Source organism: Sediminimonas qiaohouensis DSM 21189 (genome assembly GCF_000423645.1).
In the GTDB taxonomy this organism is placed as follows: domain Bacteria; phylum Pseudomonadota; class Alphaproteobacteria; order Rhodobacterales; family Rhodobacteraceae; genus Sediminimonas; species Sediminimonas qiaohouensis.
Genome location: NZ_AUIJ01000008.1, coordinates 83,353 through 110,265, shown reverse-complemented (window position 1 = coordinate 110,265; position 26,913 = coordinate 83,353). Strand labels below are relative to the sequence as shown.

At 64.0% G+C, this 26,913-nt stretch carries 27 protein-coding genes; 14 read left to right on the top strand and 13 right to left on the bottom strand.

All coding sequences use genetic code 11. The features are described from left to right. Positions 1-16 precede the first annotated feature (16 nt). On the top strand, positions 17-1,285 hold the full coding sequence (locus G568_RS0108910; RefSeq protein WP_026757694.1) for a DUF6538 domain-containing protein: 1,269 nt from the start codon (positions 17-19) through the stop codon (positions 1,283-1,285). Here the strand turns inward: G568_RS0108910 and G568_RS0108905 are convergent. The 6 genes from G568_RS0108905 to G568_RS0108880 are packed head-to-tail and all read right to left on the bottom strand — an operon-like array spanning position 1,252 to position 5,747. Beyond that, positions 1,252-1,461 (bottom strand): hypothetical protein, encoded by a 210-nt coding sequence (locus tag G568_RS0108905; protein WP_026757693.1) that lies wholly within the window; start codon positions 1,459-1,461, stop codon positions 1,252-1,254. The two genes, G568_RS0108910 and G568_RS0108905, sit on opposite strands and share 34 nt — an antisense overlap. A gap of 4 nt (positions 1,462-1,465) precedes the next feature. Beyond that, the gene (locus G568_RS0108900; protein WP_026757692.1) at positions 1,466-1,795 is read right to left on the bottom strand and encodes a DUF2190 family protein; all 330 of its coding nucleotides are present in this window, start codon (positions 1,793-1,795) and stop codon (positions 1,466-1,468) included. A 1-nt stretch (position 1,796) separates the two neighbouring features. Continuing rightward, the gene (locus G568_RS0108895; protein ID WP_037373913.1) at positions 1,797-2,018 is read right to left on the bottom strand and encodes a phage head-tail joining protein; all 222 of its coding nucleotides are present in this window, start codon (positions 2,016-2,018) and stop codon (positions 1,797-1,799) included. A gap of 3 nt (positions 2,019-2,021) precedes the next feature. Beyond that, positions 2,022-3,785, bottom strand: a complete 1,764-nt coding sequence (locus G568_RS0108890; RefSeq protein ID WP_037373912.1) for a prohead protease/major capsid protein fusion protein — start codon at positions 3,783-3,785, stop codon at positions 2,022-2,024. Then, positions 3,775-5,172 (bottom strand): phage portal protein, encoded by a 1,398-nt coding sequence (locus tag G568_RS0108885; protein ID WP_211222248.1) that lies wholly within the window; start codon positions 5,170-5,172, stop codon positions 3,775-3,777. Before G568_RS0108885 ends, G568_RS0108890 begins: the two co-directional genes overlap by 11 nt. Next, a complete protein-coding gene (locus G568_RS0108880) occupies positions 5,169-5,747 on the bottom strand; it encodes a hypothetical protein (protein ID WP_157084349.1) in 579 nt (192 codons plus the stop codon). The genes G568_RS0108885 and G568_RS0108880 overlap by 4 nt, the downstream gene beginning before the upstream one ends. A gap of 283 nt (positions 5,748-6,030) precedes the next feature. Here G568_RS0108880 and G568_RS0108875 point away from each other — a divergent pair, with 283 nt between their 5' ends. Beyond that, positions 6,031-6,273, top strand: a complete 243-nt coding sequence (locus G568_RS0108875) for a hypothetical protein (protein WP_026757687.1) — start codon at positions 6,031-6,033, stop codon at positions 6,271-6,273. Further along, positions 6,270-6,509 (top strand): hypothetical protein, encoded by a 240-nt coding sequence (locus G568_RS0108870; protein ID WP_026757686.1) that lies wholly within the window; start codon positions 6,270-6,272, stop codon positions 6,507-6,509. Before G568_RS0108875 ends, G568_RS0108870 begins: the two co-directional genes overlap by 4 nt. A gap of 57 nt (positions 6,510-6,566) precedes the next feature. On the opposite strand, the gene G568_RS0108865 is transcribed toward G568_RS0108870, so the two are convergent. The 5 genes from G568_RS0108865 to G568_RS0108845 all read right to left on the bottom strand — a co-directional run bounded on the left by G568_RS0108865 (position 6,567) and on the right by G568_RS0108845 (position 13,342). Continuing rightward, positions 6,567-7,412 (bottom strand): hypothetical protein, encoded by an 846-nt coding sequence (locus G568_RS0108865; RefSeq protein WP_157084347.1) that lies wholly within the window; start codon positions 7,410-7,412, stop codon positions 6,567-6,569. 65 nt (positions 7,413-7,477) lie between these two features. Continuing rightward, positions 7,478-9,259, bottom strand: a complete 1,782-nt coding sequence (locus G568_RS0108860; RefSeq protein ID WP_026757684.1) for a phage terminase large subunit family protein — start codon at positions 9,257-9,259, stop codon at positions 7,478-7,480. Then, on the bottom strand, positions 9,249-9,740 hold the full coding sequence (locus G568_RS0108855) for a hypothetical protein (RefSeq protein WP_157084345.1): 492 nt from the start codon (positions 9,738-9,740) through the stop codon (positions 9,249-9,251). The genes G568_RS0108860 and G568_RS0108855 overlap by 11 nt, the downstream gene beginning before the upstream one ends. A gap of 307 nt (positions 9,741-10,047) precedes the next feature. Then, positions 10,048-12,087: an AAA family ATPase gene (locus G568_RS19690; RefSeq protein ID WP_084627370.1), complete on the bottom strand. Its 2,040-nt coding sequence runs from the start codon at positions 12,085-12,087 to the stop codon at positions 10,048-10,050. 337 nt (positions 12,088-12,424) lie between these two features. Then, positions 12,425-13,342, bottom strand: a complete 918-nt coding sequence (locus G568_RS0108845; protein ID WP_026757682.1) for a LysR family transcriptional regulator — start codon at positions 13,340-13,342, stop codon at positions 12,425-12,427. A 240-nt stretch (positions 13,343-13,582) separates the two neighbouring features. On the opposite strand from G568_RS0108845, the gene G568_RS0108840 reads away from it, so the two are divergent. The 11 genes from G568_RS0108840 to G568_RS0108790 all read left to right on the top strand — a co-directional run bounded on the left by G568_RS0108840 (position 13,583) and on the right by G568_RS0108790 (position 23,574). Beyond that, on the top strand, positions 13,583-14,365 hold the full coding sequence (locus G568_RS0108840; protein ID WP_026757681.1) for a 5-oxoprolinase subunit PxpA: 783 nt from the start codon (positions 13,583-13,585) through the stop codon (positions 14,363-14,365). A 30-nt stretch (positions 14,366-14,395) separates the two neighbouring features. Beyond that, positions 14,396-14,632: an acetyl-CoA carboxylase gene (locus G568_RS0108835; protein WP_026757680.1), complete on the top strand. Its 237-nt coding sequence runs from the start codon at positions 14,396-14,398 to the stop codon at positions 14,630-14,632. Positions 14,633-14,635: 3 nt separating this feature from the next. After that, entirely contained in the window at positions 14,636-16,021 is a 1,386-nt protein-coding gene (locus G568_RS0108830; RefSeq protein WP_026757679.1) for an acetyl-CoA carboxylase biotin carboxylase subunit, read from the top strand. After that, complete coding sequence (locus G568_RS0108825; protein WP_026757678.1) at positions 16,018-16,893, top strand: 5-oxoprolinase subunit B family protein; 876 nt, start codon at positions 16,018-16,020, stop codon at positions 16,891-16,893. Before G568_RS0108830 ends, G568_RS0108825 begins: the two co-directional genes overlap by 4 nt. Further along, on the top strand, positions 16,883-17,854 hold the full coding sequence (locus tag G568_RS0108820) for a 5-oxoprolinase subunit C family protein (protein ID WP_026757677.1): 972 nt from the start codon (positions 16,883-16,885) through the stop codon (positions 17,852-17,854). The genes G568_RS0108825 and G568_RS0108820 overlap by 11 nt, the downstream gene beginning before the upstream one ends. A gap of 69 nt (positions 17,855-17,923) precedes the next feature. Beyond that, positions 17,924-18,997, top strand: coding sequence for a TMAO reductase system periplasmic protein TorT (gene torT / locus G568_RS0108815; protein ID WP_026757676.1), 1,074 nt, complete (start codon positions 17,924-17,926; stop codon positions 18,995-18,997). Positions 18,998-19,066: 69 nt separating this feature from the next. Then, complete coding sequence (locus tag G568_RS0108810; protein ID WP_026757675.1) at positions 19,067-20,569, top strand: sugar ABC transporter ATP-binding protein; 1,503 nt, start codon at positions 19,067-19,069, stop codon at positions 20,567-20,569. Beyond that, positions 20,566-21,576: an ABC transporter permease gene (locus G568_RS0108805; RefSeq protein WP_026757674.1), complete on the top strand. Its 1,011-nt coding sequence runs from the start codon at positions 20,566-20,568 to the stop codon at positions 21,574-21,576. The genes G568_RS0108810 and G568_RS0108805 overlap by 4 nt, the downstream gene beginning before the upstream one ends. A 96-nt stretch (positions 21,577-21,672) precedes the next feature. Continuing rightward, a complete protein-coding gene (locus G568_RS0108800; RefSeq protein WP_425423403.1) occupies positions 21,673-22,401 on the top strand; it encodes an energy-coupling factor ABC transporter ATP-binding protein in 729 nt (242 codons plus the stop codon). After that, on the top strand, positions 22,382-22,996 hold the full coding sequence (locus G568_RS0108795) for an energy-coupling factor transporter transmembrane component T family protein (protein WP_026757672.1): 615 nt from the start codon (positions 22,382-22,384) through the stop codon (positions 22,994-22,996). The genes G568_RS0108800 and G568_RS0108795 overlap by 20 nt, the downstream gene beginning before the upstream one ends. Positions 22,997-23,028: 32 nt before the next feature. Continuing rightward, positions 23,029-23,574, top strand: a complete 546-nt coding sequence (locus tag G568_RS0108790; RefSeq protein ID WP_026757671.1) for a biotin transporter BioY — start codon at positions 23,029-23,031, stop codon at positions 23,572-23,574. Positions 23,575-23,590: 16 nt separating this feature from the next. Here the strand turns inward: G568_RS0108790 and G568_RS0108785 are convergent, their stop codons facing one another. Further along, on the bottom strand, positions 23,591-24,337 hold the full coding sequence (locus tag G568_RS0108785) for a hypothetical protein (protein WP_026757670.1): 747 nt from the start codon (positions 24,335-24,337) through the stop codon (positions 23,591-23,593). Then, positions 24,324-26,768: a Lon protease family protein gene (locus tag G568_RS0108780; RefSeq protein WP_026757669.1), complete on the bottom strand. Its 2,445-nt coding sequence runs from the start codon at positions 26,766-26,768 to the stop codon at positions 24,324-24,326. The genes G568_RS0108785 and G568_RS0108780 overlap by 14 nt, the downstream gene beginning before the upstream one ends. Positions 26,769-26,913 lie beyond the last annotated feature (145 nt).

The window sequence follows — 26,913 nt, the reverse complement described above, 5'->3', positions numbered from 1 at the left end:
CCGCCGAGGTGTAGTCATGGCACTCAAGAAAATCGGGAAGACCTACCATTTGCGCCGCCGGGTGCCGAAGAGGTTCGCGCCCATAGAACCGCGTGAATTGGTTTCCCAGAGCCTCCACACGGACTCCGAGCAACTGGCAAAGCTCAAGGCGGAAGCCGCCTGGGCGGAGCTTATCGAAGCCTGGGAAGCGCGCCTTGCCGGGGATACCGAAGACGCGGAACGCCGTTTCCAGGCGGCGCGGGAGTTGGCCGAGCGTCGGGGCTTCCGCTTCCTGCCCGCCGCCAAGGTTGGAGCCCTGCCCGTCGCCGAGCTTCTGGAGCGTGTCGAGGCCGTGCCCGAACACAAGGGCGAACCAAACCCCGTGGAGGCGGCGGCGCTCCTGGGCGGTGTCTCCGAGCCGCCGGTCACGGTCACTCGGGCACTCGATCTCTATTGGGGACTGACCAAGGACAAGACCCTGGGCAAGAGCGAAGACCAGCTTCGCCGATGGAAGAACCCGAGGATCAAGGCCGTTAAGAATTTCGTGGACGTGGTAGGCGACAGGCCACTGCCCCAGATCACGGGCGACGATATGCTGGCCTTCCGGGACTGGTGGATTGACCGCATCGCCGATGAAGACCTGACGCCCAACAGTGCGAACAAGGACCTGATTCATCTGGGCGACGTGCTCAAGACCGTCAATCGCATGAAGCGCCTCGGGCTGGTTCTGCCCCTGTCCGACCTGTCCTTGAGAGAAGGCGAGGCCAAGAAACGCCCGCCGTTCTCGGTGACGTGGATTCGGGATCATCTGTTGAAGCCGGGGGCGCTGGACGGGTTGAACGATGAAGCTCGCGCAATCGTGCTGGTCATGGTCAACACCGGGTGCAGGCCGTCGGAGATTGCCAGCCTGACGCCCGAGACGATCCATTTGAAAGACAACGTGCCCCACATTTCCATTGAGCCGGTCGGGCGGCAACTCAAGAGCCGCCGCGCGCGCCGAAGGATCGCCCTGACCGGCGTGAGCCTTGAGGCCATGCGCGGCTTTCCGAACGGTTTTCCGCGATACCGCGACAAGGCGGGCTTGTCCGGGGCGGTGAACAAGTATCTTCGGGAAAACGGGCTCTTGGAGTCGGACAGACATTCTCTCTACTCATTGCGACACGCTTTTGAAGACCGCTTGCTTGCGGCCAAGGTGGACGAACGGGTTCGGCGGGACTTGATGGGCCACCGGCTCACCCGTGAAGAGTATGGTGACGGGGCCACGCTTGACTATCAGCGGGAGATTCTTGCACCGCTGGCCTTCTGAGCGACGGCCCGAGCGCGCGCCACAACGTCTTCCGCCGCCTCGGCCTCGGCGATCTCGGCTTCCAGGCGCTGGAAAATCGGCGCATAGACCGCATCGGCCACCACCAGACGCGCAACCTTGTCTCGCGCCCGGTGAAGGCGCAGCAGGTTGGACGTGATGGTGGCCGGGGCGTTCATCGGATCAGAAGGTGCCGTTCAAGCGGACGCGGACGGCGCTGGACGGGTTACCAGCGGCCATGATCGCCACGCCCACTTTGGTATTGCTGGTCGCCGTGGTCGTCACCAGCCCGTCGCTGGAGCGCCAGTAGACGGCGGCACCGACGGCGATGTCATCGGTCGCGACTTTCGGCATCTCGAACACGCCTTCGGTCACCAGCACCAGCGGGTCGCCGACCTCGGCGTCACCCGAGGCAATGCCGAAGAGGGTTCCGACCTTCACGCCGTCGCCAGACGACGCGGCGGCTTCTGCGGTCACGGTGATGTTCTCACCAGGTTGCACATAGTTCTTCATGTCAGGTTCCTTTCGAGGTTCTGAATCGGAGGGTTGTCGGTGCCGCCCGCCCCGTCGCCTGGGCGATCTCGCGGTCGAGCGCGGCCAAAGCGTTAGCCATCTCACGGTCGCCCTTGTAGGTGATGGACTCGCCGTTCTGGTCCCGCACTTCCCGGACGCCCGAAGCTCGGGCGTCCAGGAGCGCGTCACGCGCCGCGGTAAGCTGGTCGATGGTCAAGGCCATGGGTTACGCCCCCGGCACCTGGTGAGCCGCCCGCCAGTCGAGCCAGCCCGCGCCGAAGTCGAGGAAGGCCCGGAATTTCATCCCGAGCGTATCCCACGCCTCGGTGCGCTGGATTTGCACACCCTGGGCGCTGGAGAGGTAGGCGTATTGCATCGCCGCAAGTCGGGCGGTGTCCGCGAACACATACCAGGTGTCCGCCGGAAGCCGGGGCTCGACCAGAAGCGTGAGCTTGCCGCCGAACGGGTTCACGTCGCTGGTGGCGTTCGGCTGGATGGTGGCGAGAACCTGTTCGGCCTCGGTCTCCAGATCGGCAGGCACCAGAACATAGCGCGGGGTGGCGCTGATGATGGTCTTCCCGTCCAGGCCGGTGCGGGTCCGCATGGCCTGCCGTGCCGCCGTGAGTGCGAACACAGACGGCGCAGCGGCGGAACCGATGTTGCTCCGGCTGGCGTCGAACACTGCCGTGCCGTCCGACAAGTTCGGGTTGCTGGTGATGAGGTCGACCAGAATGTCGGCCTCGGTCTGAGCAGCGGCTTCGCCAAGGGCAGCGGTCGTGTCGCCGAGCATCCCCAGGTCATCGTCAATCAAGAGATTCCGGGAAACGGTGACGCCGCGCGCGAAGGTCTTGAGGCGCATGGTTTCGCCGTTCTCGGCCCGCGACGTGTGGGTGATCTCGCCATTTTCGGCGATCTCTTCCAGCCGCCCCATTTCGCCCAGGCGGATCGCTGTGGACTCCTTGAAGTTCGGCAGCGTGCGCTGACGGCAGAGGGTCTTGAGCGGGCTTTCGGCGGCCCGGTAGCTGTCCAGCGCAACCTTGCCCATGGCGTTCGATACCAGGAGCGGGAAGTCGGACGTGGTGTGGGCAGCGGCACGGGTGAACACCTCGTCGGCGCTCATGCCACGGGTCGAAACACCGGCCCGCTGGAGGCTTTCCGTCGCCACGTCCCGCATGGTCAAGCCCAGGTATTGCCGGGCATCCTCGGGGCACTCACCGCCCGCCATGCGGGTTGCCAGAGCATCCGATTGACGACGGGTAATGACCGCCGGGTCATCGTTCTGCGCCGTGTGGGTGCGAATGATCGGGGCCGAGCGACGGCGCTCCTGCACCGCGTCATAGACCTCGGCCTTGGCACGGGTCATGTCTGCCCCCGCGTCGATGAGGTCGTCAGCGATCTCGGGACCAAGCTGGGCTTCGCGCACCAGCGTGCGAATGTCGCTGCGCCGGGTCTGTTCCGCCGCTTCCGGCGAAACCGTTTCGGGGGTCGTGTCGGGCATGTCGTTTCCTTTCTGCCGGATTCTGGCGGACGGGTCCGCCGGGGATGAGGTCAAGGTGACCTCGGTGATGTGCCAGCGGGTCGGGGTCTTCACGCGCCCCTCTGGCGTGGTCTTTTCGGTCCATCCCGCCACGCGGTAGCCGATGCTGACTCCGGTGACGGTCCCGTCCGCGATCCGCTGCACCACGGGGGCGGCATCTTCGGCGGACGTGATCTCCAGGACGGCCACGATGTTGCCGTCCTCCTGGGCGATGGACCGAACCCGCCCAAGCTGGTCTCGAACCGACGCGGTTCGATGTGAGTCGAGGACGGGAAGGCTTTCGGACGCTGACAGGTCGAGCGTGTCAGCCGTCAGGACTTCGAAGAACGGCCCCCGAGCGTCCCGGCGCGGCACGGGCGTAGGGGTCGCGATGACCGCCGAAACCGTTCGAGTCTCGGGGTCGAATGAGTTTGGGCGGGTCCGGGCGTCACGGTGCAGGAGGTCATTCGTCATCGCTGGATTCCTTGTCTGTGAAGTTCAGGCCAAGGGCGCGCTCGCGTTCACGATCCGCCGCGATCTCGGCGTCGAGTCGGTCGACGTTCCAGCCAAGCGAGGCGACGGCCTGACGACGGCTTGTGAGCCCCATGGACAGGAGTTCCCGCACGGCCTGGGCATCCTTGGCCGGGTCGACCTGCATCGGGCGCGGGGCCAGCCATTCGACACGCAAGGCGGGCGTCAGGTCGGGAAGCTCCAGGCGTCCGGCCAGATATTCGTCGGTGATGACGCGCCGGAACACGGGGTCGAGGAATTGGGGAACCAAGGTGTGATAGACGAATTGTTCGACCTTGGCCCGAAACGGCAGGAGGCCCGCGCGGAGGCTCGAATAGTTCGCCCCCGTCAGATCGCCGTCGACTAGGTGTTGAGGCACGCCCAGGCCAGCGGCAATCTGCCCGAGGGTGAGCTTGGCGAAGCTGATTCCGTCCTTGGCTTGCTCCGGGGTGTTGAATTTCACGTCCAGGCCGCCGGGCAGAACCCGCATGGTGCCGGGCTCCAGGCTGATGTCGCCGAGCGCGTCGGCATCGGAGAACCCTTCGCCTGCGCCGCCCAGGTTGTTCACGTCGGTGACAAAGCCGGTGTGCATCGCGGCCACCTTGGCACCGACCAGAAGCGCGTCTTGAAGCTGGTCAAACTCATTGACCGTCAGGAGGATGGAAGCGAGTTGCGACACGCCCCGCACCTGCCCAGGCCCGAGCGGGCGGAAGATGTGCAACACGTCTTCGGCGGGAACCCGGATCGCCTCGCGCGCGGTCGGGAATAGATCGGTCGGGCGTGCGGGCCGGATGTGGAAGGCCACGCGCTCGCCCAGGGCGGAAAACTCGATACCGGCGACGATGTATCCGCCGCCCGAAAGCTCGGTCGTCATCGACTCGTCTACAAACTCGGCGGGAAGCTGGCGTAGCACGGCACGCCCGCCTCGGTCCTCCAGGATGAAGAACGCTTCGCCGTCGACAATCTCGGCTTGCACCGCCGCAGACATGAGGCCCCGCAGATCGGTGCGCCCCTCGGCGTCAATCCGCGCCGCCGCGTCCAGGAACGCCGAGTCGATCTCGGCACGGATCGTCAAGTCGGGGTGCGCCGAGGTCGCTTCGATACCGGCCCCCACGGCCTCGGCCACAATGGCGTTCACGCCGTTGCGGATGTAGCCATTGTTCGCATAGGCGTGCCGGGCTCGGGCTCGGATGGTCGGACCCGCCGCCTGCGTCTCCGGCCCGTGACTGGCATAGTTGGCCCGCGCGCCGAACCGCCGCCCGCTCTGGGCGTCGAAGCTCCGAGTTTGGGCGGGCGGTTCGGCGCGACGGTTCCCACGCCAAGAGGACAGGAGACGGGGAAGTCGCATCATTCGCCCCCAAGCTTGTCGAGGACGGGGCGGATCAGATCGGAGACGGGCAGGACGATTGAGGCGCGGACCTCATGCGAGGCGCGGCGCTTTTCATCCCGAACCATTCGAGCGGCCTCGGCAAGCTCGGACTCTGCCGGGGGCTCGGACAGGATGAAGCCCCAGGAAAGGCCGGGCTGGATCAATCGGCGATGCTCTACAGTGAGCGTGACGGCCTCACCCGCCTGCACACGGCGCACAATGGACTCGATCCGGCTCGGCGGCTGGTAGGTTTTCCCGACGGGGGCATCGGCGGACGGGTCCAGCGGGCGTTCGGCCAGCCAACGGCCCAGAAGGACGGAAACGTCCGCGCGCCGAGCGGTCTCATAGGTCGTGTAGACCAGCCGTGCGCCACAGACCGCCACCATGGAATATGCGCCAGCGCGCCCCGAGTCGGTCGGCAGATCGGGCGCGATAGCTCCGTTGTCCCGGATCGTGCGGAAGCGATTGAAGACGGCCTTGCGCCCTTCATCGTCGGCGATTCCGTCCAGATCGGCGGTGAAATCCGCTTGTTCGCGAAGGCTCATTTGGTGGGTCATGTTGTCGTTCTCCAGGCTGCGGTATTCCCAGAACATAACCGACAAACGAACCGCTCACAAGATGACGAAAGGGCCTAAGATGGTCACTCAACTCCGTGTTTACTGTTGTCTATCAATAGTTTAGTCGCACCTTTTCTTGTATCATATGCTTGCGGATTGAATGTTGATAGGCTATGTAGGGTGGGCATCTGATCGTCATAGATGCTTGTCCTTTCCTGACAGGTCCGGGGGCGGCGTGCCCGCCCCCGGACACCCCAAACCCCTACATTCAGGAGTCACGCAAATGCCCCGAGCGATTGTGTTCGATCTGACCGAAGATGGGCTTGTCTCCGTCCCCGCCGATGAGGTCGAGTGGGGCGAGCCCGAACCGCACTGGCCGCGCAAGACGCGGCGGAAGTTCAAGAAGGTCTTCCAATACCACTTGAAGGAATACAGGATGGAACCGGGCGTGGCGCACTACCACGCGCTCAAGAAGCTCAGGAATGAGATTCCGGGCGGTTTCTACAATCCTGGGAGAACCCTATGACCGACCCTCTGGAAGAGGCCCGAGAACAAGGCTTGGACGCCGGACTTCGGATCATCGCCGACTTCGCCGAGCATCGCCAAGAGGATCACGACACGGCCACCATTGAAGTCGTGGAAGCGATCCGCACCGCCGCCGCGACGGACTCCAAGTTCAACTTCCACCTTCTGGAACGCATCGCCATGCTGGCGGTCTTGGGATTTGAGGCCGCAAGCGGGTCGACCGACAGCGATGAATGATTTCGGCTTAGTCTGCCCGTGACCGCATGAGTTCGCCAATCGTCTCAATCTGTATGCTCAAGTGCAATCTGCCGCGTCCAGTTCGATGACCGCGAACACTTCTCCGGCAGTGTCAAGGTAGGCCAAGGCGACATCAATCCCATTTCTTTCAAACTCCATCAGAGTGCCTTCTGAGCAGAGGCTTGGTATTTGTTGTTCTGACGACCAACTCAAAAATGATTCTTGACCAGACGAAATGATTTCATCGGTGATTTCGTAAACGTAGAAAACCGTGCCTTCCAAATTTTCTGCGCCAACCAGTGTAGTGGTTCGGTCCAACTGAATAGGTGCGCCAGCTTGAACATTTTCAACGATTTGAGATCGCACAAATTCACGGGAAACTTCCGGGTTTTTAGCTTGAGCGATCAACATGCGATCCGCCAGCAAGATGTAAATCACCACCAAAAGCCCAAAGGTCAGCAGTGGTAGGGCGAAGGCTGCAAAAAATCGTTTTACGAAGTGCCCCCAAGTGGGGCTTGAAAACTCCTTGTCCTTTGGTGTGCCGAAAATTGTGAATAAATTGACCAATGGGAACCAACTGAAAGCCGCAAGAGCAGGTCCTTCGTTGCCCATATCATTTGTTCGCGCCAAGGCTAGCCATGCGCCCACAGAACCACCAATCAGGACAACTATGCCAAGGAAAGCAAGACCAAGATTCGGCTCAATTCCAGACAGTATCCAGAAAGCCGGTAGGCAGCCGCCAACCAGAAGGCCGGTTGTCATGACCAAAGACCAATAACGGAGCCTGGAAATTCTGCTGGGAAATCCGCCCAATCTTTTGAATATTACAAACGCGGCAATTAACCAAACGGGGGCCATTAGTTGCGCAATCGCGTATTCCTCTGTGGCGAGATAATTAAACAACGCTACGACTCCTCAATAATCTGTTTCTGCACCCGCGCAGTGAGAGCACCATAATCTCCTACAAATTAAAAGGGCTGACCTGTCAGCCACTTGCTCTTGACCACCGTAGCGGCTTTCGTCGGCCCGGTCACGCGCGACAGATCAGCCTCACGCCGCTCCAGGTCAACGCCGACAAGTTGGCGGGCCGCGAAGGCATAGACCAGGGTGTCGAGGGCCTCATTGCGCCGCCCGCTGATGACTTCCCATCTCCGCACCGAGTGCCCCCGGCTGAATTTCGTCACCAGCCGCTCGGCCCGTATCTGGTCGAAGTAATCCCCGCCTAGGGCCTCGGAAAACAGGATCGTCTCGCCATGGGCGAGGCGCTGGTGAAGCTGTTGCTTTATGCCGTCGATACCGACCAGCCCGAGCCGGAGCTTGCGGCTTGTGGAGAACGCCAGAGACGGGCGAGAGAACCCCGCCACCCCCTTGCCCGCCAGGACACGGCGAGCGGCACGGGGGCGACAGAACGCATAGACATGATCGGCCCAATTCCCGGAGTCGATGACCGCCGCGTCGACCGTCAGGAGCCCCCCGGCAGGGTGATGGAATTGACGCCGCAAGAGGTCGTCAACCTCGGCCCAGGTTTCGTTCTCGGTCGGTGCGCCCCAGACGGCCTCATGGCCGAGCACGCGCATGTCCCCGTCGCGTGTCCAGGCGACGAATGTCGCTTCGATGCGATCCGCCTGCACGTCGGCCCCTACGGTGACCAGGAGCGCGTCAGGAGGCACGGAGTCGAGCGAGAACGGGCGCTGGAGTGCCCCGAGGTCGGTCGCGTCCAGGTCGTCGCCCTCGCCCCTCCAGGGCTCGCCCAGGACGGTGTTCAGCCAGGGCTTGAGAGTAGTCGGGCTCCGCTTGGCCTGCACAAACTCGGCGGCCAGGCGCGGCCAGGAGGCGTTCGGCAGGGTCGAGGTCAGGGACGTGAGCTTGTATCCCCGGTGCCCCTCCACCTGGGGCGCTGTGGCCCTCCAGCGGCCCTCTGCGACCATGGGCGGCTTCTGGTGATCCTCCACCACCGACCCGCAAGACGGGCATACCCAATGCGCGGTCTCGGGCTTGTCCGCGTCCCACCGGATGTCCGCCCAGACGATCTCATGGAAATCCCCGCACCCCGGACAGGGCACTTCGAAGACCCGCTTGTCGGATTGTTCATAGGCCCGCAGAATCCGGCTGGTCTCGGCGTCGACGGGAGTCGAGGCCAGGACGATCCGCCGATTGCCGAAGGTCATCGTCCGCCGGATCGCTAGGTCGACGGGATCGCCCTCCACCCCGGCGCTGAGTTCATAGGCGTCGATTTCGTCGGCGAAGAGAACCCGCGCCGTGCGGGCGCGAAGGTTGCGGGGCGCGCGCGCCGAGACGATGGACAGTGATCCGCCCGCGAAATGCCGGTGCAAGAGCACGTCGCGGCCCGAGGCATCTGTTGTCAGGGCGGCCCGCAGCGCCGGAGACTCGTTGAAGGTCGGTTCCACCACGCTCACCATGAGGTGCCGCGCGTCGGCCTCTGCCGGGACGGTGCAGAGGACCGGCGACGGGTCGTTATGGACGAAATGCCCGAGCGCGCCGACCATGAGTTGGGTCGCACCGACGCGGGCCGATTTCAGGATCGTGACGCGCTCGACCGTATCGTCGCCGATGGAGTCGGCAATCTCTCTTTGCGGCTTCCAGAGACGCATACGCCCAGGCTGCGCGGCCAGGCTGGAAGGCAGGAAGACGCTGGACTCGATCCAGTCGGAGAGGCGCAGCTTGGCGGGCGGGCGGAAGGCTTCCAGCGCCTCGCGGCGCAGATCAGCGAAACGGGGATCAACGGTCATCGGCAATCGTCTCCATGGCATCTCGGATTTCGTTGTCGAGGGCTTGTGTCGCCTTTCGGTCGAGCCCCAGGCGCGCGGTCACGCGGCTCGGGATCGCCAGGACAGCGGCCCGAAGGTCGACCACCACGGCCCGCCATTCATGCGCGACCTGCCGGGCGTCCAGGAGTTCGCCCCGCGCCTTGGCGTTCGCGATCTCGACTTTCTCGGCGTTGGCCGTGGCGAGCCGGAGCTTCTGTTCGGCCAGGTCCGGGTTGCTGGTCAGGCGGCCTTTCTGCCCCGCCCGCAGATGCTCCACATAGGCGAGGATCGCGGGGCGCAGTTCGAAACGCCCGTCATGTCTCGGAATCACGCCTTCGCGGGCCAGGGCGTGGATGCGCGCGGGCGACAGGTTGAGCCATTGGGACAGATCGGCGGCGCTCACCGTTTCAGAGTTGTCCGGCGCGGGCCAATCGAAGCCAAGGAGGTCTTCGGGGTCGTTCATTTGGGTTTTCATGAGTCAACCACTCCAGAGTTGGATTCTATTTCTGGAAATTTCTGGAGTGAGCGAAATGCCGGGGCTCCGCGCCCCCCGCGACACGCCAACTCCAGGAGGGACCCGCCCCCGCCGCCCCCTGTCCCTGCGGTTCTGGGAAACTCCAGAGATTTCCAGAGATGCGGAGCGCGGGGCAGCGAGACCAGACAGCGAGACCACCCTAAAGGGTGTGGTCTCGGTCTGTCTCGGTCTCCGCAGCCATGCCGTGGTGAGACAATCGAGACTTGTCTCGCCTTGGTCTCGGTCTGTCTCGGTCTCATTGCTCTGCCCCTTCATCTTCCAGGTCTTCGAAATCGTCGTCAAAAACGCCCCCAGGATTGACCAGCCCCACTTGGTCGGTCCCGACTTCCAGCACGCCTTTCTGCGCCAGAGACCGCAGAGCGCGGTTGAACGTGTCCTTGCGGCTGGCCGGATTCTCCGCAGATGAAACCGCCCCGTCCGATAGGCACTTGTCGCGAAGGCCCTGCCGTTCGACGTGATCCGCGCCGCTGGCCAGTTCCGCGAAGTTGGCCATGACCGCGCGTTCGGTCGGTGAGAGTTGAACCGTTCGGGCCAGGGCATCGGACGAAATCTCACTGGCAAAGGGCGCTTCGATAGGGTCGCCATCTTCATCATGGCCGAACGTGCGAACGTCGATGGTGAACGCGATGTCGAGGTCGCAGGAACCGTTCCGGTTTTTGGTGAGGTGCCCCCGCACAATCCCGCCCTGGTCCTTCGCTTTCAGGTGAAGTGCCATGTCCAGCGCCCCGTTGAAGAGGCTATGGCCGCGTGGCGTGTTCCCCTCGGCCTTGGTGCCGTGGTGGACCAGGATCACCGCCGCGCCCCACTTGGTGAGCGCCCGAGCGACGGCCACCACGCGGCCCATGCCCTCGGCGCTGTTTTCGTCCATCCCAGGGAAGGCCATGGCCAGCGTGTCGATGACGATCAGGCTCGGGCGCTGGTCCTTCACGGCCCGGCGCAGCGCCTTGAGGTCGGGCGAGTCCTTGCGGAAGAGGTCGGAGACGCCGCCCACCAGCTTGAAGCCGTCGGCCTCGCCATGGTCGGCCCGGAGCGCGCGGACGCGCCCCCGCATCCCGGCTTCATCCTCGGCGGCGACATAGAAGACGGGCGCGGCCTTGGTCCGCATCCCGAAGGTCTCGCGTCCCTGGGCAACGGCATAGGCGATGTTCGGGGCGATCAGGCTCTTGCCCGCCCCAGGATCGCCGAAGATGCACCCGATTTGACCAGGGCCGATCAGCCCCTTGACCACATAGCCGCGCCGCGCCTCTTCCTCACATTCGCCGGGCGACATGAAGGTGAGCCCGCCGGTCTTGCTCTTGGCCGAGGGCTCGGGGATCGGCTGGCCGAGGACAAAGGCCGCCCATTCGTCCGGGTCTTCGAAATCCTCTTCGGTGCGAAGGTCTTCGAAATCGTCGTCGGTGACGGGCGGGTCTGGGGGATAGCGTGGACTCTCGCGTCCGCTCTTCCGCCCGCTGTTGATGGTGGCGCGGCAGGCTTCCTTGCCGTCTTCCCGCAAGAGCCCGTTCGCGGCGCAGGCGGCCAGGAGCCGATAGCCGATCTCCTGGGCGTCCAGGAGCCCAATGGCTTCGATACCGCCCAGGCGATGCGCCGCGCGGTTGAGGTCATGGTTGCGCCCGCCAGGCTCGGCGGCGGCCAGTTCGGCGCACACGTCGTCAAGCTCCTGCCGCGCCCAGGACAGATCATCGTTGGTCGCGTCCGGGGCCTTCGGGCTCGGGGCAGGCTCGGCCTCGCGGCGCACCTGCCGAAGCGTCTCCGGCCATCCCGGCAGGCCGAGCACGTCGTCTGCAAGGTGCGTGTCGAGGGCTTCGAAGACACCGGAGCCGTTGACAGCGCCGAGGGCATGGACGTAGCCGCCATCGCCCCGCACGTCGAGGCCAGGGGCGATCTCCGACGCCGAGTTCCTGAGCCCCCTCGGGTGCTGGAAATAGATGTGCTCACCACCGCTCGGGGTCTGCACCCGCACATGGCTGAGGGCGTCCGGGTCGAGCCCGATCTTGCGAAGCTCGGCGTAGCCGTCCTTCCCATTCTTGCGGTCGATGTCCAGGACGCTCACACCGCTTCTGGAGCCCGTCGGCATGGCGGGCATGGCGTCCGGCCACTTGCTCCACCAGCGCCGCACCTGGGCGGGATCGTCGGACGCGGCGTCCTTCCAGCGCACCAGGGGCTTGCGAGCCTGGGACACCGGGAAAACGGGGTATCCGGCCTCGGCCAATTGAAGCGCGGCGGCCATGTTCGGGTTGTTTTCCGGGGGATTAAGGGGTATTATCTTTGACATGGAAGTCTCTCCTTCGGGTTTTCTCGGGTCGGGGGCTGAGGGTTCTCGCTGTCACACGAAATACAGATTGCCGCCGCTCCGATTGCCCTCGGGGCGGCGGCTTTCATTTCAGGGAATTGGACTGTTCTGATTCGAGAGTTCGCAGAAACGCTTGTCCACATTGTTGTCCACAAATCTGACAACGTAGATTTGCAAGCTATTGATTTAATTTGGTGATTTTGAGGTGCGGCAAAGCAGGAGCGGACTCTCTCTCCGCCACTTGCCCCGCTTACTTCCCCGGATGGTTTTCGCCAATCTTCCCGTGGTCCCATGGCGCGGCGTTGGCGGAAAGTGGATGTCAGGGCCGCGATCCGGTGAGCCAGCTTTGCGGCCCGACAAAGGATTCGCGGAAATAGTCGTGCACCAGCGCCAGTGGCCCGGTGACCGGGGTGCCGCGCCGCCACGCAAGCCCCACATCCATCGACGGAATCTCAAGCGTGGTGGTGGCGGTGCCGATGCGTTTGCCTTCCAGCGACCAGGGCCGATACACCATATCCGACAAGATGGTGACCCCCTTGCCGTTGGCCACCATCGAGCGCACGGCCTCGACCGAGGCGGTGCGCAGTTTCACCTTGGGTTGGAAATTGGTCGCCGACCAGTATTTCATGGTGGTGTGTGCCGCTTCGTCCACGGTGAGCATGATGTAATCCTCTTGGGCGATGTCGGCGAAACTCGCCTTGCCCGCGCGGTGAAAACGGTGGTTCGACGGCACCCAGAGCCGCCGCGTGGACCGCAGAAGTGTTTCGGTCTCGATCTCGGGGTTGGCGAGGTTCGAGGTCAGAACCACGGCAAGGTCAAAGCGGTTCGACAGAAGCCCTTCCTCGATGCTTTCGCGGTTCAGCTCGCTGATGCGGATATCAATGCCGGGATAGAGATGCGCAAGGCGGTCAAGGTGGTAGGGAAGGAAATAGCCGATCACCGTATAGGTCGCCGCGATCGAGATCACGCCCTCCACCGTTGAGCGCCGATGCGTCAGGTTCTTGGCCTTTTCCACCTTGGCAAGGATATCCTGCGCCGAGGACAGGAACTCGCGTCCGGCATCGGTCATTTCCATGCCGTGCGCCGACCTTTGGAACAGATCGGCACCCAGTTCGGTTTCCAGATCGCGGATCGCCGTGGTGATCGCCGACTGCGAGATCGACAGCGCAGTCGCGGCGCGGCTGACCTGTCCTGATTCAGCGGTGGCCACGAAATACTTGAGATGACGGAAGTTCATGATGCGCTCATTTTTTACCCTTGGATAACGAATGTCAGATCACGTGATATCACGAAATCAGATACTGAAGGACGCGAAACGTTCAAAAGTCATGCAAGTTCAAATATTTCAGTCTCTTAGTGGGGTCGTGATTTCGCTTTGCGTTCTGATTTTTCTATACAGTATGAGCAAATATTAGAAATTTACAAGTTAATCCTTTCGCGGTGATCCTTTGAGCAACTCAAATGCGGGGATCTCGATATGAAGACAGCGGTCGATCTGAATTGCGACATGGGCGAAGGCTTTGGCCAGTGGGTTCTGGGCGAAGCGCCGGACGAAGAGCTCATGTCCCTGATCAGCTCGGCCAATATCGCGGCCGGGTTCCATGCGGGCGATCCCAACTCGATGGATCGGGTGGTGAAGCTGGCGCAGCAATACGGCGTCGGCCTCGGGGCGCATCCCGGCTATCGCGACCTGCAGGGCTTTGGCCGCCGCTACATCCGCACCAGCTCCGAGGAGCTGGTCAACGACATCGTCTACCAGGTCGGTGCGATACGCGAATTCGGCCGCCGCCACGGCATACCCTTGCAGCACGTCAAACCCCACGGCGCGCTGTACATGGAGGCGGCCGTGAACGAGGGGTTGTCGCAGTTGATGGTGGACACGCTGCAAAAGATCAGCAGCGACACGATCATCTTTTGCATGGGCATATCCAAGACCTACGAGATGGCCAGGCGGCTTGGCCATCCGGTGGTGCGCGAGTTTTACGCGGATCGCGACTATGACGATAGCGGCTCGATCGTGTTCAAGCGGCAAGTGACCCGCCCCGATCCGCAAGCGATAGCCGAGAAATGCGTGCGCGCCTGCAAGGAGGGCCGCGTTCGCACGGTCGAGGGCAACGATATCGATATCGAGTTCGAATCGATTTGCTTCCATTCCGACACGCCCGGCGCGTTGGAAATGGGGCGCGCCATCCGCAAGGGGCTGATCGACAACGGCATCACCGTCACGCCGGCCGCGACGGTCCTGGAAAACGCAAGCTGAGACAACAGACCGACAGGAGGACAAGAGACCATGTCAGACGTTCAAACCCCGCTCCCCGGAACCTTTTATCACCGGCCATCGCCCAATGATGCCCCCTACAAGGCCAAGGGCGATGCCGTGGCCGTGGGGGACGTGATCGGGCTGATCGAGGTGATGAAAACCTTTATCGAGGTCAAAGCCGAGGCCGCTGGCACCTTCGGCGGCTATGTCACCGAGAACGAGGCCGCGGTGACCGCCGGTCAGGTCCTGGCGACGGTGGACGCCTGAGCCATGGCCATTGAACGCCTTTTCATAGCCAATCGCGGTGAGATTGCCGTGCGGGTCATTCGGGCCGCGCAAGCCCTAGGCATCCACACCATTCAGGCCCATTCCGAGGCCGATGCCGACATGCTGGCGGTCAAGCTGGCCGACGAGGCGGTGTGCATCGGCCCAGCGGCGGCGAGGGACTCGTACCTGAACGTGGATCGGGTTGTGGCAGCCGCACAAAAGGCGGGCGCCGACGCGGTGCATCCGGGCTATGGCTTTCTGTCTGAAAGCCCGCGTTTTGCCCGCGCGCTTGAGGCGGCCGGGATCACCTATGTCGGCCCGTCGGCCGATACGATCGAGCGGATGGGCGACAAGGTGGCGGCCCGGCAGGCCGCCGAGGCGGCGGGAACGCCCGTCGTGCCCGGCTCGAAAGGGCGGATCGATGGCGTGGACGAGGCTGCGCAGGTGGCCGCGACCGTGGGCTACCCGGTGATGATCAAGGCCGCCGCGGGCGGCGGCGGGCGCGGCATCCGCATCGCTGACACCGAGGACGAGCTGCGCAAGCTTGCGCCGCAGGCCCAGGCCGAGGCGCAAGCCGCCTTTGGCGATGGCGGCCTGTACCTGGAGCGCGTGGTGCGCAATCCGCGCCATATCGAGGTGCAGATCCTCGGTGATGGCAGCCGCGCGGTGCACTGCTATGAGCGCGAATGCTCGCTCCAGCGGCGGCGGCAGAAGGTCTGGGAAGAGGCCGGAGCGGTCTGCCTGGACGAGGAGACGCGCCAGGCGCTGTGCGCCTCGGCGGTGGCTCTGGCCGAGGCCGTGAGCTACAGCGGCGCGGGCACGCTGGAGTTCCTATATGACGAGGCCAGCAACGAGTTCTTCTTCATCGAAATGAACACCCGCATCCAGGTCGAGCACCCCGTGACCGAGATGATCACCGGCGTCGATCTGGTGCAGGAGATGCTCCGCATCGCCGGCGGCGAGCCGCTGCGCCTGACGCAGGACCAGATCAAGGTGCACGGCCACGCGATCGAGGTGCGGATCAACGCCGAAGACCCCCTGATGCAGTTCATGCCGTTCCCCGGCCAGGTCGGCGCGCTGCGCCTGCCCGAGGGCGAAGGCATCCGCGTCGATCACTGCCTCTACGAGGGCTACCAAATCCCGCCGTTCTACGACTCGCTGATCGGCAAAGTGATTGCCCACGGGGCCGACCGCCCTGACGCCATCACCCGCCTGCGCGGCGCGTTGCGGGCCTTCGGGGTCGAGGGCCTCAAGACGACGATTCCCCTGCATCTGGCGCTGGCGGACGATCCGCAAGTGCAAGCGGGCACGTTCCACACCCAATGGCTGGAGCCGTGGCTGGATGCCGGAAACCTGACCCCCCTTGCAGCAACAGGAGGTGCATCGTGAAGACACGTTACACATACGGCGGAGATGAGCATGTCTACGTGGAGATGGACGAGGAGATGTCGCTTGAGGCGTTCTTCAAGTCCCTGTCCATGTCGAACGCCGTCCGCGAGGCCGACATCCCCGGCGTGACCGAGATTTGCCCGGCCAACGCATCGTTCCAGGTTCGCTTTGATCCCGACGTCACCGCGCCGTTGGAGATGCTCAAGCGGATCCAGGAGCTCGAGCATACGGCGGACAAGGCCGAAAAGCGCCTGACCACCCGGATTGTCGAAGTGCCGGTCTACTACCAGGACCCGTGGACGCATGAGACGGTGATGCGCTTTCGCGAGCGGCACCAGGACCCGAACGGTACCGATCTGGACTATGCCGCGCGGATCAACGGCTATGACAGCGTCGAGGCGTTCATCGAGGCGCACCATGCGCAGCCGTGGTTCGTGTCGATGGTGGGTTTCGTGTCGGGCCTGCCGTTTCTCTATCAACTGGTCGAGCGCGAAAAGCAGATCCAGGTGCCCAAGTACCTACGGCCGCGCACCGACACGCCCAAGCAGACCGTGGGCTATGGCGGCAGCTTTTCCTGCGTCTATTCGGTCCGGGGGGCGGGCGGATACCAGATGTTCGGCATCACCCCGATGACCATCTACGACCCCAAACAGGAGGTGTCGTACCTGCGCGATTTCCTCGTGTTCTTCAAACCCGGCGACATCGTCAAGTGGCGGCCGATCGACCGGGCCGAGTACGACCGCATCCTGTCAGAAGTCGAGGCCAACACCTGGACCCCGCGCGTGGCCGAGGTGGAGTTCAACCTGGAAGAGTTCAACAAGGACATGACCGGCTACAACGCCAAGCTGATGGAGGCACTCAATGACGCTTAAGATTGTCAAATCCGGCCTCGCCACCACCATTCAGGATATGGGCCGTCCCGGCTATTTCCACCTTGGCATCCCCGAGGGGGGCGCGATGGACCGCCTGTCGATGCGCGCGGCCAACATGCTGGTCGGCAACCCCGAGGGCGCCGCGGGCCTGGAGGCCGTGTTCATGGGCCCCGAGATCGAGTTCACACGCGACGCCAGCGTCGCCGTGACCGGCGCCGAGATGCCCGTGATGGTCGATGGCGAGGCGCGCGGGACCTGGACCGCGTTCACCGTGAAGGCGGGGCAGATCCTGAGCTTTGGGTTCCTGCAATCGGGCGCGCGGATTTATATCGCAGTGTCGGGCGGCATCACGACCGAGCCTGATCTGGGCAGCCGGTCCACCTATCCCATCGGCGCGCTTGGCGGCGTGGATGGGCGCGCGGTGCAGCCGGGCGACGAATTGCCGGTTGGCGATGCGCCGCTGGTGGCCGAGGGGCGCCGCGTGCCCGCCGCCCTGCGGCGCGGGCCGGCCAACCCGGCCGAGCTGCGCGTTCTGACGGGCCTCTACTGGTACCGCCTGACCGATACCGCCGGGCAGCAGTTTTTCGAGGATACCTGGACCGTCGCGGCCGAGGCCGACCGTATGGGATACCGTTTCAAGGGGGGGCGCCCGCTGGAATTCGTGGAGCGCGAGCAGCCCTTTGGCGCGGGGGCGGACCCCTCGAATATCGTGGACGGGTGCTATTCCTACGGCTCGATCCAGGTGCCGGGCGGGACGGAACCCATCGTGCTGCACCGCGATGCGGTGTCGGGCGGGGGGTATTTCACCCTTGGCGCGATCATCTCGGCGGACATGGACTTGATCGGGCAGTTGCAGCCCAACACGCAGGTAAAATTCGTCAACGTGGACATGGATACCGCCTTGGCCGCGCGCGCCGAGCGCAAAGTCACCATTCAGAAAATTCGCGAAGAGCTGGGTTAACAGCCGCATCTCGGCGGGGCGCAGCCGCGCCCTGCTCAACAAACCTGATCTGACAAGGAGGTCAAAACAATGAACAAGACCCTGAAACTGGTAACCGCGCTGACGCTGGCCACGGCCTTGCCCGCCGGCGCGATGGCGCAGGACGCCTGGTATCCCTATCCCGCCGAGGAAGTGGTGCCACCGTTCAGTGCCGATGGCGAGGTCAACGCAGTCACCTACACGCCGCTGGAGAGCGCCGCGCAGCCCTGGAACATCTGCGTTTCCTTCCCGCATATGAAAGATGCCTATTGGTTGGGCGTTGACTACGGCGTGGTGGACGAGGCCAAGCGCCTTGGCGTCAAGCTGAACGTGGTCGAGGCCGGCGGCTATACCGAGCTGAGCCGCCAGATCAGCCAGATCGAGGATTGCGTCTCGGGCGGGGCCGATGCGGTGATCATCGGCGCGATTTCCTATGAAGGGCTCAACAACGTGATCGCCGAGGCCGCGGGCAAGGGCATTCCGGTGATCGACGTCATCAACGGCGTCTCGTCGGCGGACATCGCGGCCAAATCGCTGGTGTCGTTCCGCACCATGGGGGCGGAAACCGGCAACTACCTGGCCGCCAAGCATCCCGCTGGATCCGATCCGGTCAAGGTGGGTTGGTTCCCCGGGCCGGCCGGCGCTGGTTGGGTCGAGGCCGCGCATGAGGGCTTCATGGCTGCCGTCGAAGGCTCGGCCGTCGAGGTCCTGGAGCCGCGCTTTGGCGACACGGGCAAGGAAACCCAGTTGAAGCTGGTCGAGGACGTGCTGCAGGCCAACCCCGACGTGCGCTACCTCGCGGGCACCGCCGTGACCGCCGAGGCGGCGCAGGGCGTGATCCGCGAGCGCGGCCTGAAAGGCGAGGTCGATCTGCTGGCCTTCTACATGACGCCAGGGGTCTACACCGGCATTCAGCGGGGCTTCATCCTGGCCGCGCCTGCGGATTCGATGGTTGTTCAGGGCCGGATCGCCGTGGACCAGGCCGTGCGTATTCTCGAAGAGAAGGAATACACCAAGCACGTCGGCCCCAAGATCTTTGTGGTCGATCCCGAGAACATCAACGATGTGCCGCGCCAGAACATCCTGCCGCCTGACGGGTTCCGCCCTGTCTTTTCGGTGGATTGATCCATAGCGCGTGATCATAGGCCGGGGCCGCCCAAGCGGCCCCGGCCCGCATTTCCCGGAGATTTCACCATGCCAACCCAACCGCTGATCCGCACCAATGGGCTGACCAAGCAATACCCGGGCGTTCTGGCGCTCGACGCGGTCGATTTCGATCTGAACCCCGGCGAAGTGCATGTTCTGTTCGGTGAAAACGGCGCGGGCAAATCGACGCTGATCTCGATGCTCGCCGGGGCCAATACCCCAAGCGGCGGCACGATCGAGCTGAATGGTCAGCCGCTGCGCCTCAGCTCTGTCGCCGATGCGCAGGCCAAGGGGATATACACCGTTTTTCAGGAATTTTCGCTGATCCCTACGCTGACTGTGGCCGAGAACATATTTCTCGGTTGGGAGCCGATGAAGGGCCCCTTCGTGGATCACCGCGAGATGCGGCGCCGCGCCGCCGAGATGTTCGAGGAACTGGATTTCGACATCGACCCGACCGAGATCACAGGCCGCCTGTCGCGCGCACGTCAGCAGATGGTCGAGATCACCAAGGCGTTTCATGGCGATCTGTCGGTGCTGATCCTGGACGAGCCGACCGCGTCGCTAACCGACCGCGAGGTGGATCACCTGTTTGATTTCATCAAGACGCTCAAGGCGCGCGGGGTCGGCATCATCTACATCTCGCACCGGATGCAGGAATTCGTCCGCATCGCCGACCGGGTGACGGTGCTGCGCGACGGGGCCAGGATCGGCACCGTGGCGATGGACGAGACCGACGATGACGCGCTGGTCGAGATGATGACCGGGCGCGCGATCTCCGAGATCTACCCGCATATCGAACACAAGCCCGGCGAGGTTCTGCTGCGCGCCGAGGGCCTGCGCACCAGCGGCGTGCACGCGGCGGATGTCGAAATTCGCCCTGGTGAAATCCTTGGCGTTGCTGGGCTGGTGGGCTGCGGCAAGTCGCGGCTCTTTCGGGCGATGATGGGCGTGGCGCCGCGGCTGGGAGGGCGTGTCACGCTAAGGGGCGTTGACATCACCCATGCCCCCACGCGCCAGATCATCCGGCAGGGCATGTATTACCTGTCACCCGACCGCAAGGCCGAGGGGCTGGACCTGCTGCGCACTGCAAATGACAACCTGGCGGTCAATCTCGTGATGGGCGGGCGTGGCGGCACTGGCCTGATCAACTGGCCCGCGGTCCGCGACGCCAGCACCCGAATCGCCGATCACGTGGAACTGCACGAGGGGTATCGCAACAAGCTGGTTTCGCAACTCTCGGGCGGCAACCAGCAAAAGGTGCTGTTCGGCAAATGCTTTGGGCAGGACGCCGATATCTACATCCTCGACGAGCCAACCGTCGGCGTGGACATGGGAACGCGCGCGGCGCTTTACCTGTTGATCAAGGAATTGGCCGAAGCGGGCAAGGCCGTGGTCGTGATTTCATCCGACCTGCCCGAGGTCATGCACCTGGCGCACCGGATGATCGTGATGGCGCATGGCGCACTGACCGCCGAGTTGAGCGGCGACGAGATGACCGAGGAGAACATCCTCAAACACTTCTTCGATGAAAGCGGAGCGACACAATGAGTTCAGACATCCAATCGACTGGCGCAAAGGCATGGATCACCCGGCTGTTCGTAAAGGTCGGCGTCCTGCCGTTCTTTCTGCTGGCGGCATTGGTGATCTTTACCGTGCTGTCGTCCAAGTTCCTGACCGGGCAGAACCTGATCAACGTGGCGCGGCAATCGGTTTACCTGGTGCTGGTGTCCATGGGACAGATGCTGGCGCTGGTCACGGGCGGGTTCGACTTGTCGGTCGGCACCGCGATCGCGCTGACCTCTGTCGTGTCGGCAATGGGGATGGTGTGGCTGTCGGGCCTTTTCCCCGATGCGATCTGGCTGGCCATTTTGCTGGGCTCGTGCCTGGGGTTCGGGGCGGCGCTGATGGTTGGTCTGGTGAACGGCATCGGCGTGGCCTTTTTCGATGTGTCCCCCTTCATCATGACGCTTGGCGTGTCCTCGGTCGGGGCGGGCTTTGCCCTGTTCCTGACCGGCGGTGTGCCGGTATCGGGCCTGCCGTTTGCGTTTGCCGACACGTTCGGGTTCGGACGGGTATGGGGTTTTCCTGTGCCGGTTCTCATCGCGCTTGCGTGCATCGCGGTGATGTGGCTGTTGATGGCGCGCACCCGGTTTGGCACCCAGATCTACGCCGTGGGCGGCAACATCAAGGCCGCGCATCTATCTGCCATCAACACCAAGCGCACGCTGTTGCTGGCCTACCTGGTGTGCGCGTTGATCGCGTCGCTGACGGGGCTTTTGCTGACCGCACGAGTGGAAACGGGCGAGGCCAACCTTGGCGGCTCGATCGCGCTTGAGTCGATCGCGGCCTGCGTGATCGCGGGCGTGTCCCTGCGTGGCGGGATAGGCCGGGTGGAAAACGTGGTGCTGGGTGCGTTCTTCATCGTGCTGGTGCAAAACGGGATGAACCTGGCGCAGGTCAGCTCCTACATGCAGATGGTGTTGCTGGGGGCGCTCTTGATCCTGGCGGTGATCTTCGATCAAGTGCGCTACCGGATTATCATGAGTGGACGCTGAGCGGGCGCATTTCGGCTGGCACGCGGGGGGCGCGCAGGCTATGCAGGCGGGCTAGGTCGGCCCTCGGCGCGCGGGCCGCAATGGGGAAAAGGCGCGATGATGGCACAGGCCGATGTCAGGCCAAGCATAGAGATCACGGGCGTAACCTGCCGTTTCGGTAGCCGCGTGGCCCTGCGCGATCTGACGCTGCGCCTGTCCGAACGGCGCATTGGCATCATTGGGCGCAACGGATCGGGCAAAACGACGCTGGCGCGCCTGATCGCCGGGCTGATCGCACCGGACGCGGGCGCCGTGAACGTGGGCGGTGTGGATGTGTACGCCGACCGCAAGGCGGCGATCCGCACCGTTGGCATCCTGTTTCAAAATCCCGATCACCAGATCATCTTTCCCACCGTCGAAGAGGAACTTGCCTTTGGCCTGCGACAGCTTGGCCACGACAAGCAAGGCGCGCGCGACGGCGCGCACGCGATGCTGGCGCGGTTTGGCCGTTCGGCGTGGCACGATCGCTCGGTCGATAGCCTGTCACAGGGGCAACGGCACCTGGTTTGCCTGATGGCGGTGCTGGCGATGGAGCCGTCGGTGATCCTGCTGGACGAGCCGTTTTCGGGGCTGGACATTCCCACCACGCGGGCGCTGACGGGGTATCTTGACGCGCTGCCCGCCACGCTGATCCACGTCACCCACGACCCCGCCGCCCTGAGCGGGTATGACCGCGCCATCTGGTTGGACGAGGGCCGCGTGGCCGGCGACGGGGGCGCCGCCGAAGTGGTGCAATCCTACCTTGGTGCGATGAAGGAGGCGGGCGATGCTGACGCTGACCTCTGACATACGCACGCCCTATCACGGGCTGCGCGCCGGGGTAAAACTGGCCGCGCTGTGCGGGGCCACGGTGGGGCTGTTCTGGCTGCCGAACCCGGTCGCCATGGCCGGCGGGCTGGCGGCTGTGGCCGGACTGTACCTGGTGCCGGGGTGGCAGTTCCTGCGCGAGGGGGTGCGCCTGCTGAAACCGATCTGGTTTTTCGTGGTATTGGTCCTTCTGTGGCATGTCTTCATGCAGCAGGCCATGACCGGCGCGGTCATCGCGCTGCGCCTTGTCGCGGCGGTGGCGCTGGCCAACCTGGTGACCATGACCACCCGCTTTGACGACCTGATCGACGTGGTCATGTGGCTGTTGACGCCGCTCCGGCGGGCGGGGCTGAACACCGCGCCGTTGGGCTTTGCCATCGTTCTGGTGGTGCGCTTCATCCCCGTCCTTATGGATAAGGCGAACAAGCTGATCGACGCCTGGCGCGCGCGCAGTGCGAGGCGCGTGGGCTGGCAGGTGGCACTGCCGATCACCCTGTGTGCCATCGATGACGCCGAGCATGTGGCCGAAGCCCTGCGCGCGCGCGGCGGACTAAACGCGCCGCAAGACCCCTGAAGACCTCAACAAACCACGAAGGACACGCGAAAATGGAACGTCAAATCACCCTCATCGCCCTCTTTGCCGCATTGATCGCGGTGTTGGGGCTTGTGCCGAAATTCACGCTGGCCTCGGGCATCCCGATCACGGCGCAGGGCATGGGGATCATGCTGTGCGGCACGGTCCTGGGCGCACGTCGCGGCGCGCTGGCCGTGCTGTTGTTTCTTGGGCTCGTGGCGCTTGGCCTGCCGCTGCTGGCGGGCGGGCGCGGCGGGCTGGGCGTGTTCGCCGGGCCGACCGTGGGCTTTCTCATCGGGTTTCCCATCGCGGCCTTCGTCACCGGCCGGATCACCGAGCGGATGAGCGGGGCGCCGGTCTTTCCCGCCGCGCTGCTTGCGGCGGTTCTGGGCGGGATCGTGGTGCTGTATATCCCCGGTATCCTTGGAATGACGGCGATGCTGGACATGACGGTGCAGCAGGCCACCATCTCGATGGCGCCGTTTATCCCCGGCGACTTGATCAAGGCGGGGCTTGCGGCCGCTCTGACGGCATCGCTTTACAAGGCGCGCCCCGCCAGCGTGCTATCGCGTCGCTGATTGCCAAGGGGGCGCGTCAGGCCTCGCCAGCCGCGTCCCCGTCTGCTGGCGCCGCAAAGATCACCGGGCATCTGGCGGCGTCGATGATGCGGCTGATTGGCGGCATGTCCGGGTGATAGGCCGTCATGATGACGGCGGCCGGGCTGAGCCGTTCAAGATGCCGCAGGACGGTTTGCGCCGTGTTGGCAAACAGCGCCTCGGGGCCTGTGCCATGGGACGCAAGATGCGCCACCGTGGCATTCTGCTGTCCGTACCTGAGCAATACCAGCCGCTTGCCAAGGGCCTTCGCTAGGGGCGCCGCGAATTCCGGAGCATCGTCTCGTTCCCCCAAAAGCAACACCAGGCTGCCGCTGTCGCGCGTGGCACGCCGAAAGCCGAACACCGCAAGGTCGCCCGCCCGCGCCGTTTGGCGCAACGCCTCGGCCAAGCCGCCGGCATCGGCCCTGAACGCCGCCGATACGGCCGCGGCCCGGGCTGCGGCGGTGATCATCTGCTCGAACCGCCTGGCATCGGCCTCGAATGCTCGCTGCATGGCATCTGCGGTGATGCCCGTCGTGCCCAGGCCGGAGTAGGACACCGCTTGTGCACGTGGGCGGTTGGCTGCGGACAGGATTGCTTCGTCCTGCACCAAGAGCCCGTGCAGGTCGGCTTTCATGCTGCGTGCAAGTGCCACGGCCAGGGAAAGCGCACCTTCGGCGTCGACATAGCATGTCGCGCCCAGAACCACCCGTGGGCCGCGCGATGTGTGCTCAGGATCGGTCATTTGAGTTGCCATGGCGCGCGTCGCTAACGAATGTCTTCCGGATATCGGCAAATCCCGACAAGCGATCCTCGACGCGCCGGTTCAGGCTCCCCTCTGGATATGCGCCGTCCTCACCGCGTTCGCCTGCGTCCATTCCGGTGAGCACCTCAAGCCCGTCGTTCACCGTGCGCATCGGGATAATGTGGAACTTGCCCTGCTCGACGGCATCTATCACCCGTTTGCGCAGGCACAGGTTCTTGGTGTTTGCGGCTGGGATCAATACCCCTTGGCGCCCGCTCAGCCCGCGTTCGGCGCAGATGTCGAAGAACCCCTCGATCTTTTCGTTGACGCCGCCGATCGGTTGAATATCCCCGAATTGGTTGACCGAGCCGGTGATCGCAAACGACTGATCTATCGGGGCCTCGGCCAGCGACGATAGCAGCGCGATCAACTCGGCGGCGGACGCGCTATCGCCATCGACACCGCCATAGCTTTGCTCGAACACCAGGCTGGCCCAAAGCGACATCGGCGCCTTGGTGGCATAGCTCGCGGCCAGGTACCCCTGCAGGATCAACATACCCTTGGAATGGAGCGGCCCGCCCAACTCGATCTCGCGCTCGATATCGATCAGCTTGCCGGTCCCCGGCCGTGTCCTCGCGGTCAGGCGCGACGGGCGCCCGAACATGTAGCCGCCGATCTGCATCACGGATAGGGCATTGATCTGCCCCGCGCGCTGCCCCTCGGTGTCGATCATCACGGTATCGCGCAGGATCATTTCCTGGCTCAATTCGCGCACCCGTCCGGCGCGGTATTCGCGTTCGATGATGACCTTGTCGATATCCTCGCGGGCGATCTGCTTGGCATCGCGCTTGTCAGCCCAGAACCCGGCCTCCTTGATGATGTCCGACAGGTGGCTGGTATTGAGCGTCAGCCGCTCCGCGTCGCCGGTAGTGCGCATGCTTTCGCCAAACAGCCGCGCAACCGCCCCGGTATCCAGCGCCTTGCCCCCCGCGCGCCGGGCCAGCGTCGCAATCAGCCGCGCGTACCCCTCTTTCGCGTCGTCCGCCAAGGGCATCTGGTCGTTGAAATCGGCCTCAAGCTTGAACAGATGCTTGAAGTCGGGATCGAGCGCCGACAGCAGGTAGTAGTGCAGGCGCTCGCCAATCAGGATCACGCGCGTCTTCAGCGGCACAGGGTCCGGGTCGAGCGAGACCGTCGAGATCATGCTAAGCCTTTCGCCCGGCGAATAGATCGAGATCTCGCCCGCCCGCAGGCTGCGCTTGAGCGCGTCCCACGCCAGCGGCTCGCTCAGAACCTGCAACGCGTCTAGGATCAGGTACCCGCCATTCGCACGATGCAGCGCGCCGGGCTTGATCATCGTGAAATTGGTGACCAGCGCCCCCATCTGCGAGGCGTATTCGATCCGTCCGATCAGATTCGCGAGCGTCGGCAAATCCTCCTTCACCACGGGCGCGCCGGTGTCGCCCTCGTCATGCGCAACGATGACGTTCACGGTATAGCGTTGGAACTGCGCCTTGGCGTAGTGCTTTGTCGTCGCGACGGGAAATGGCCCGGCCTCTGCGCCATCCTCGCGCTGCAGGAACAGCTCGGCGTTCTCGATCAGGTCGTCCCGAACCGCCTCAAGGAAATCCTGCACCGGCTTGTGCTGCGAGAACGCCTCCTTCACATCTCCGATCGCCTCATCGACGCCCTGGCTGGCCATGGAGTAATTCAGCTCTTCGATCTTGCGGCGATGGTCCTTTTCCTGCTTGGGCACGTCCCGCAGAACCGCCGAAAGCTCTTTCTGCGTCTTTTCTATCGCCTCTTCCAGCGCTTTGCGGTCTTCTTCGGACAGGTTCTCGTACTGCTCCTGGCTCATGACCTCGCCGTTTTGCAGCCCGGCAAAGGTAAACCCCATGGGCGTGCGCAGGATCGCGACCTTGCGGGTGCGGGCCTTCTCGAAAACCTCGCTCATGGCCTCTTCGTGGCCCGAGGTGAACGTGTCCTCGATCGATCGCCGCTGCGTCCGGTAGGTTTCCGATTCGAACAGGGCAGGGATGTCATTGGCCAACTCGTCGATCAGCGCTTCCATAGCAGCGCGCAGCCGGTTGGCGCCGCCCGGCGGCAACTCGATCGCGATCGGTTTGTGCGGGGCCTCGAAGTTGTTCACATAGACCCAGTCGCTGGGGCAGGGGGCGTCTTTGGCGGTGTCCGACAGGATCGACTGCGTGATCGTGTGCCGCCCACTGCCGGGGGTGCCAAGGACGAACGCGTTGAAATCGCTGTGCTGGATCGTGGCCGCCATGCGGATCGCATCGACGCTTCGCTCCTGCCCGAACCAGTCCTTCATTTCCTCAAGGTCGTCGGTGGTTTTGAAATCGAAATCAGCCTCGGCAATCGGCGCGGCAAGGGCGTGGGCTGATAATTCCTTGGGGCTAATCTTATGGGCCATATTCCCGTCCGTTCTTGGGCGTGGCATCCTTGAGCCACGCCTTCAGGTGGAATTGAAACTCATCCTAGCGTCAAGTGTTCCGTGAAAAAACGATCCAGGTCAAACGCGTTGGCACCTGCGCGGTGGGGGCTGCGGGTCGGCAGCT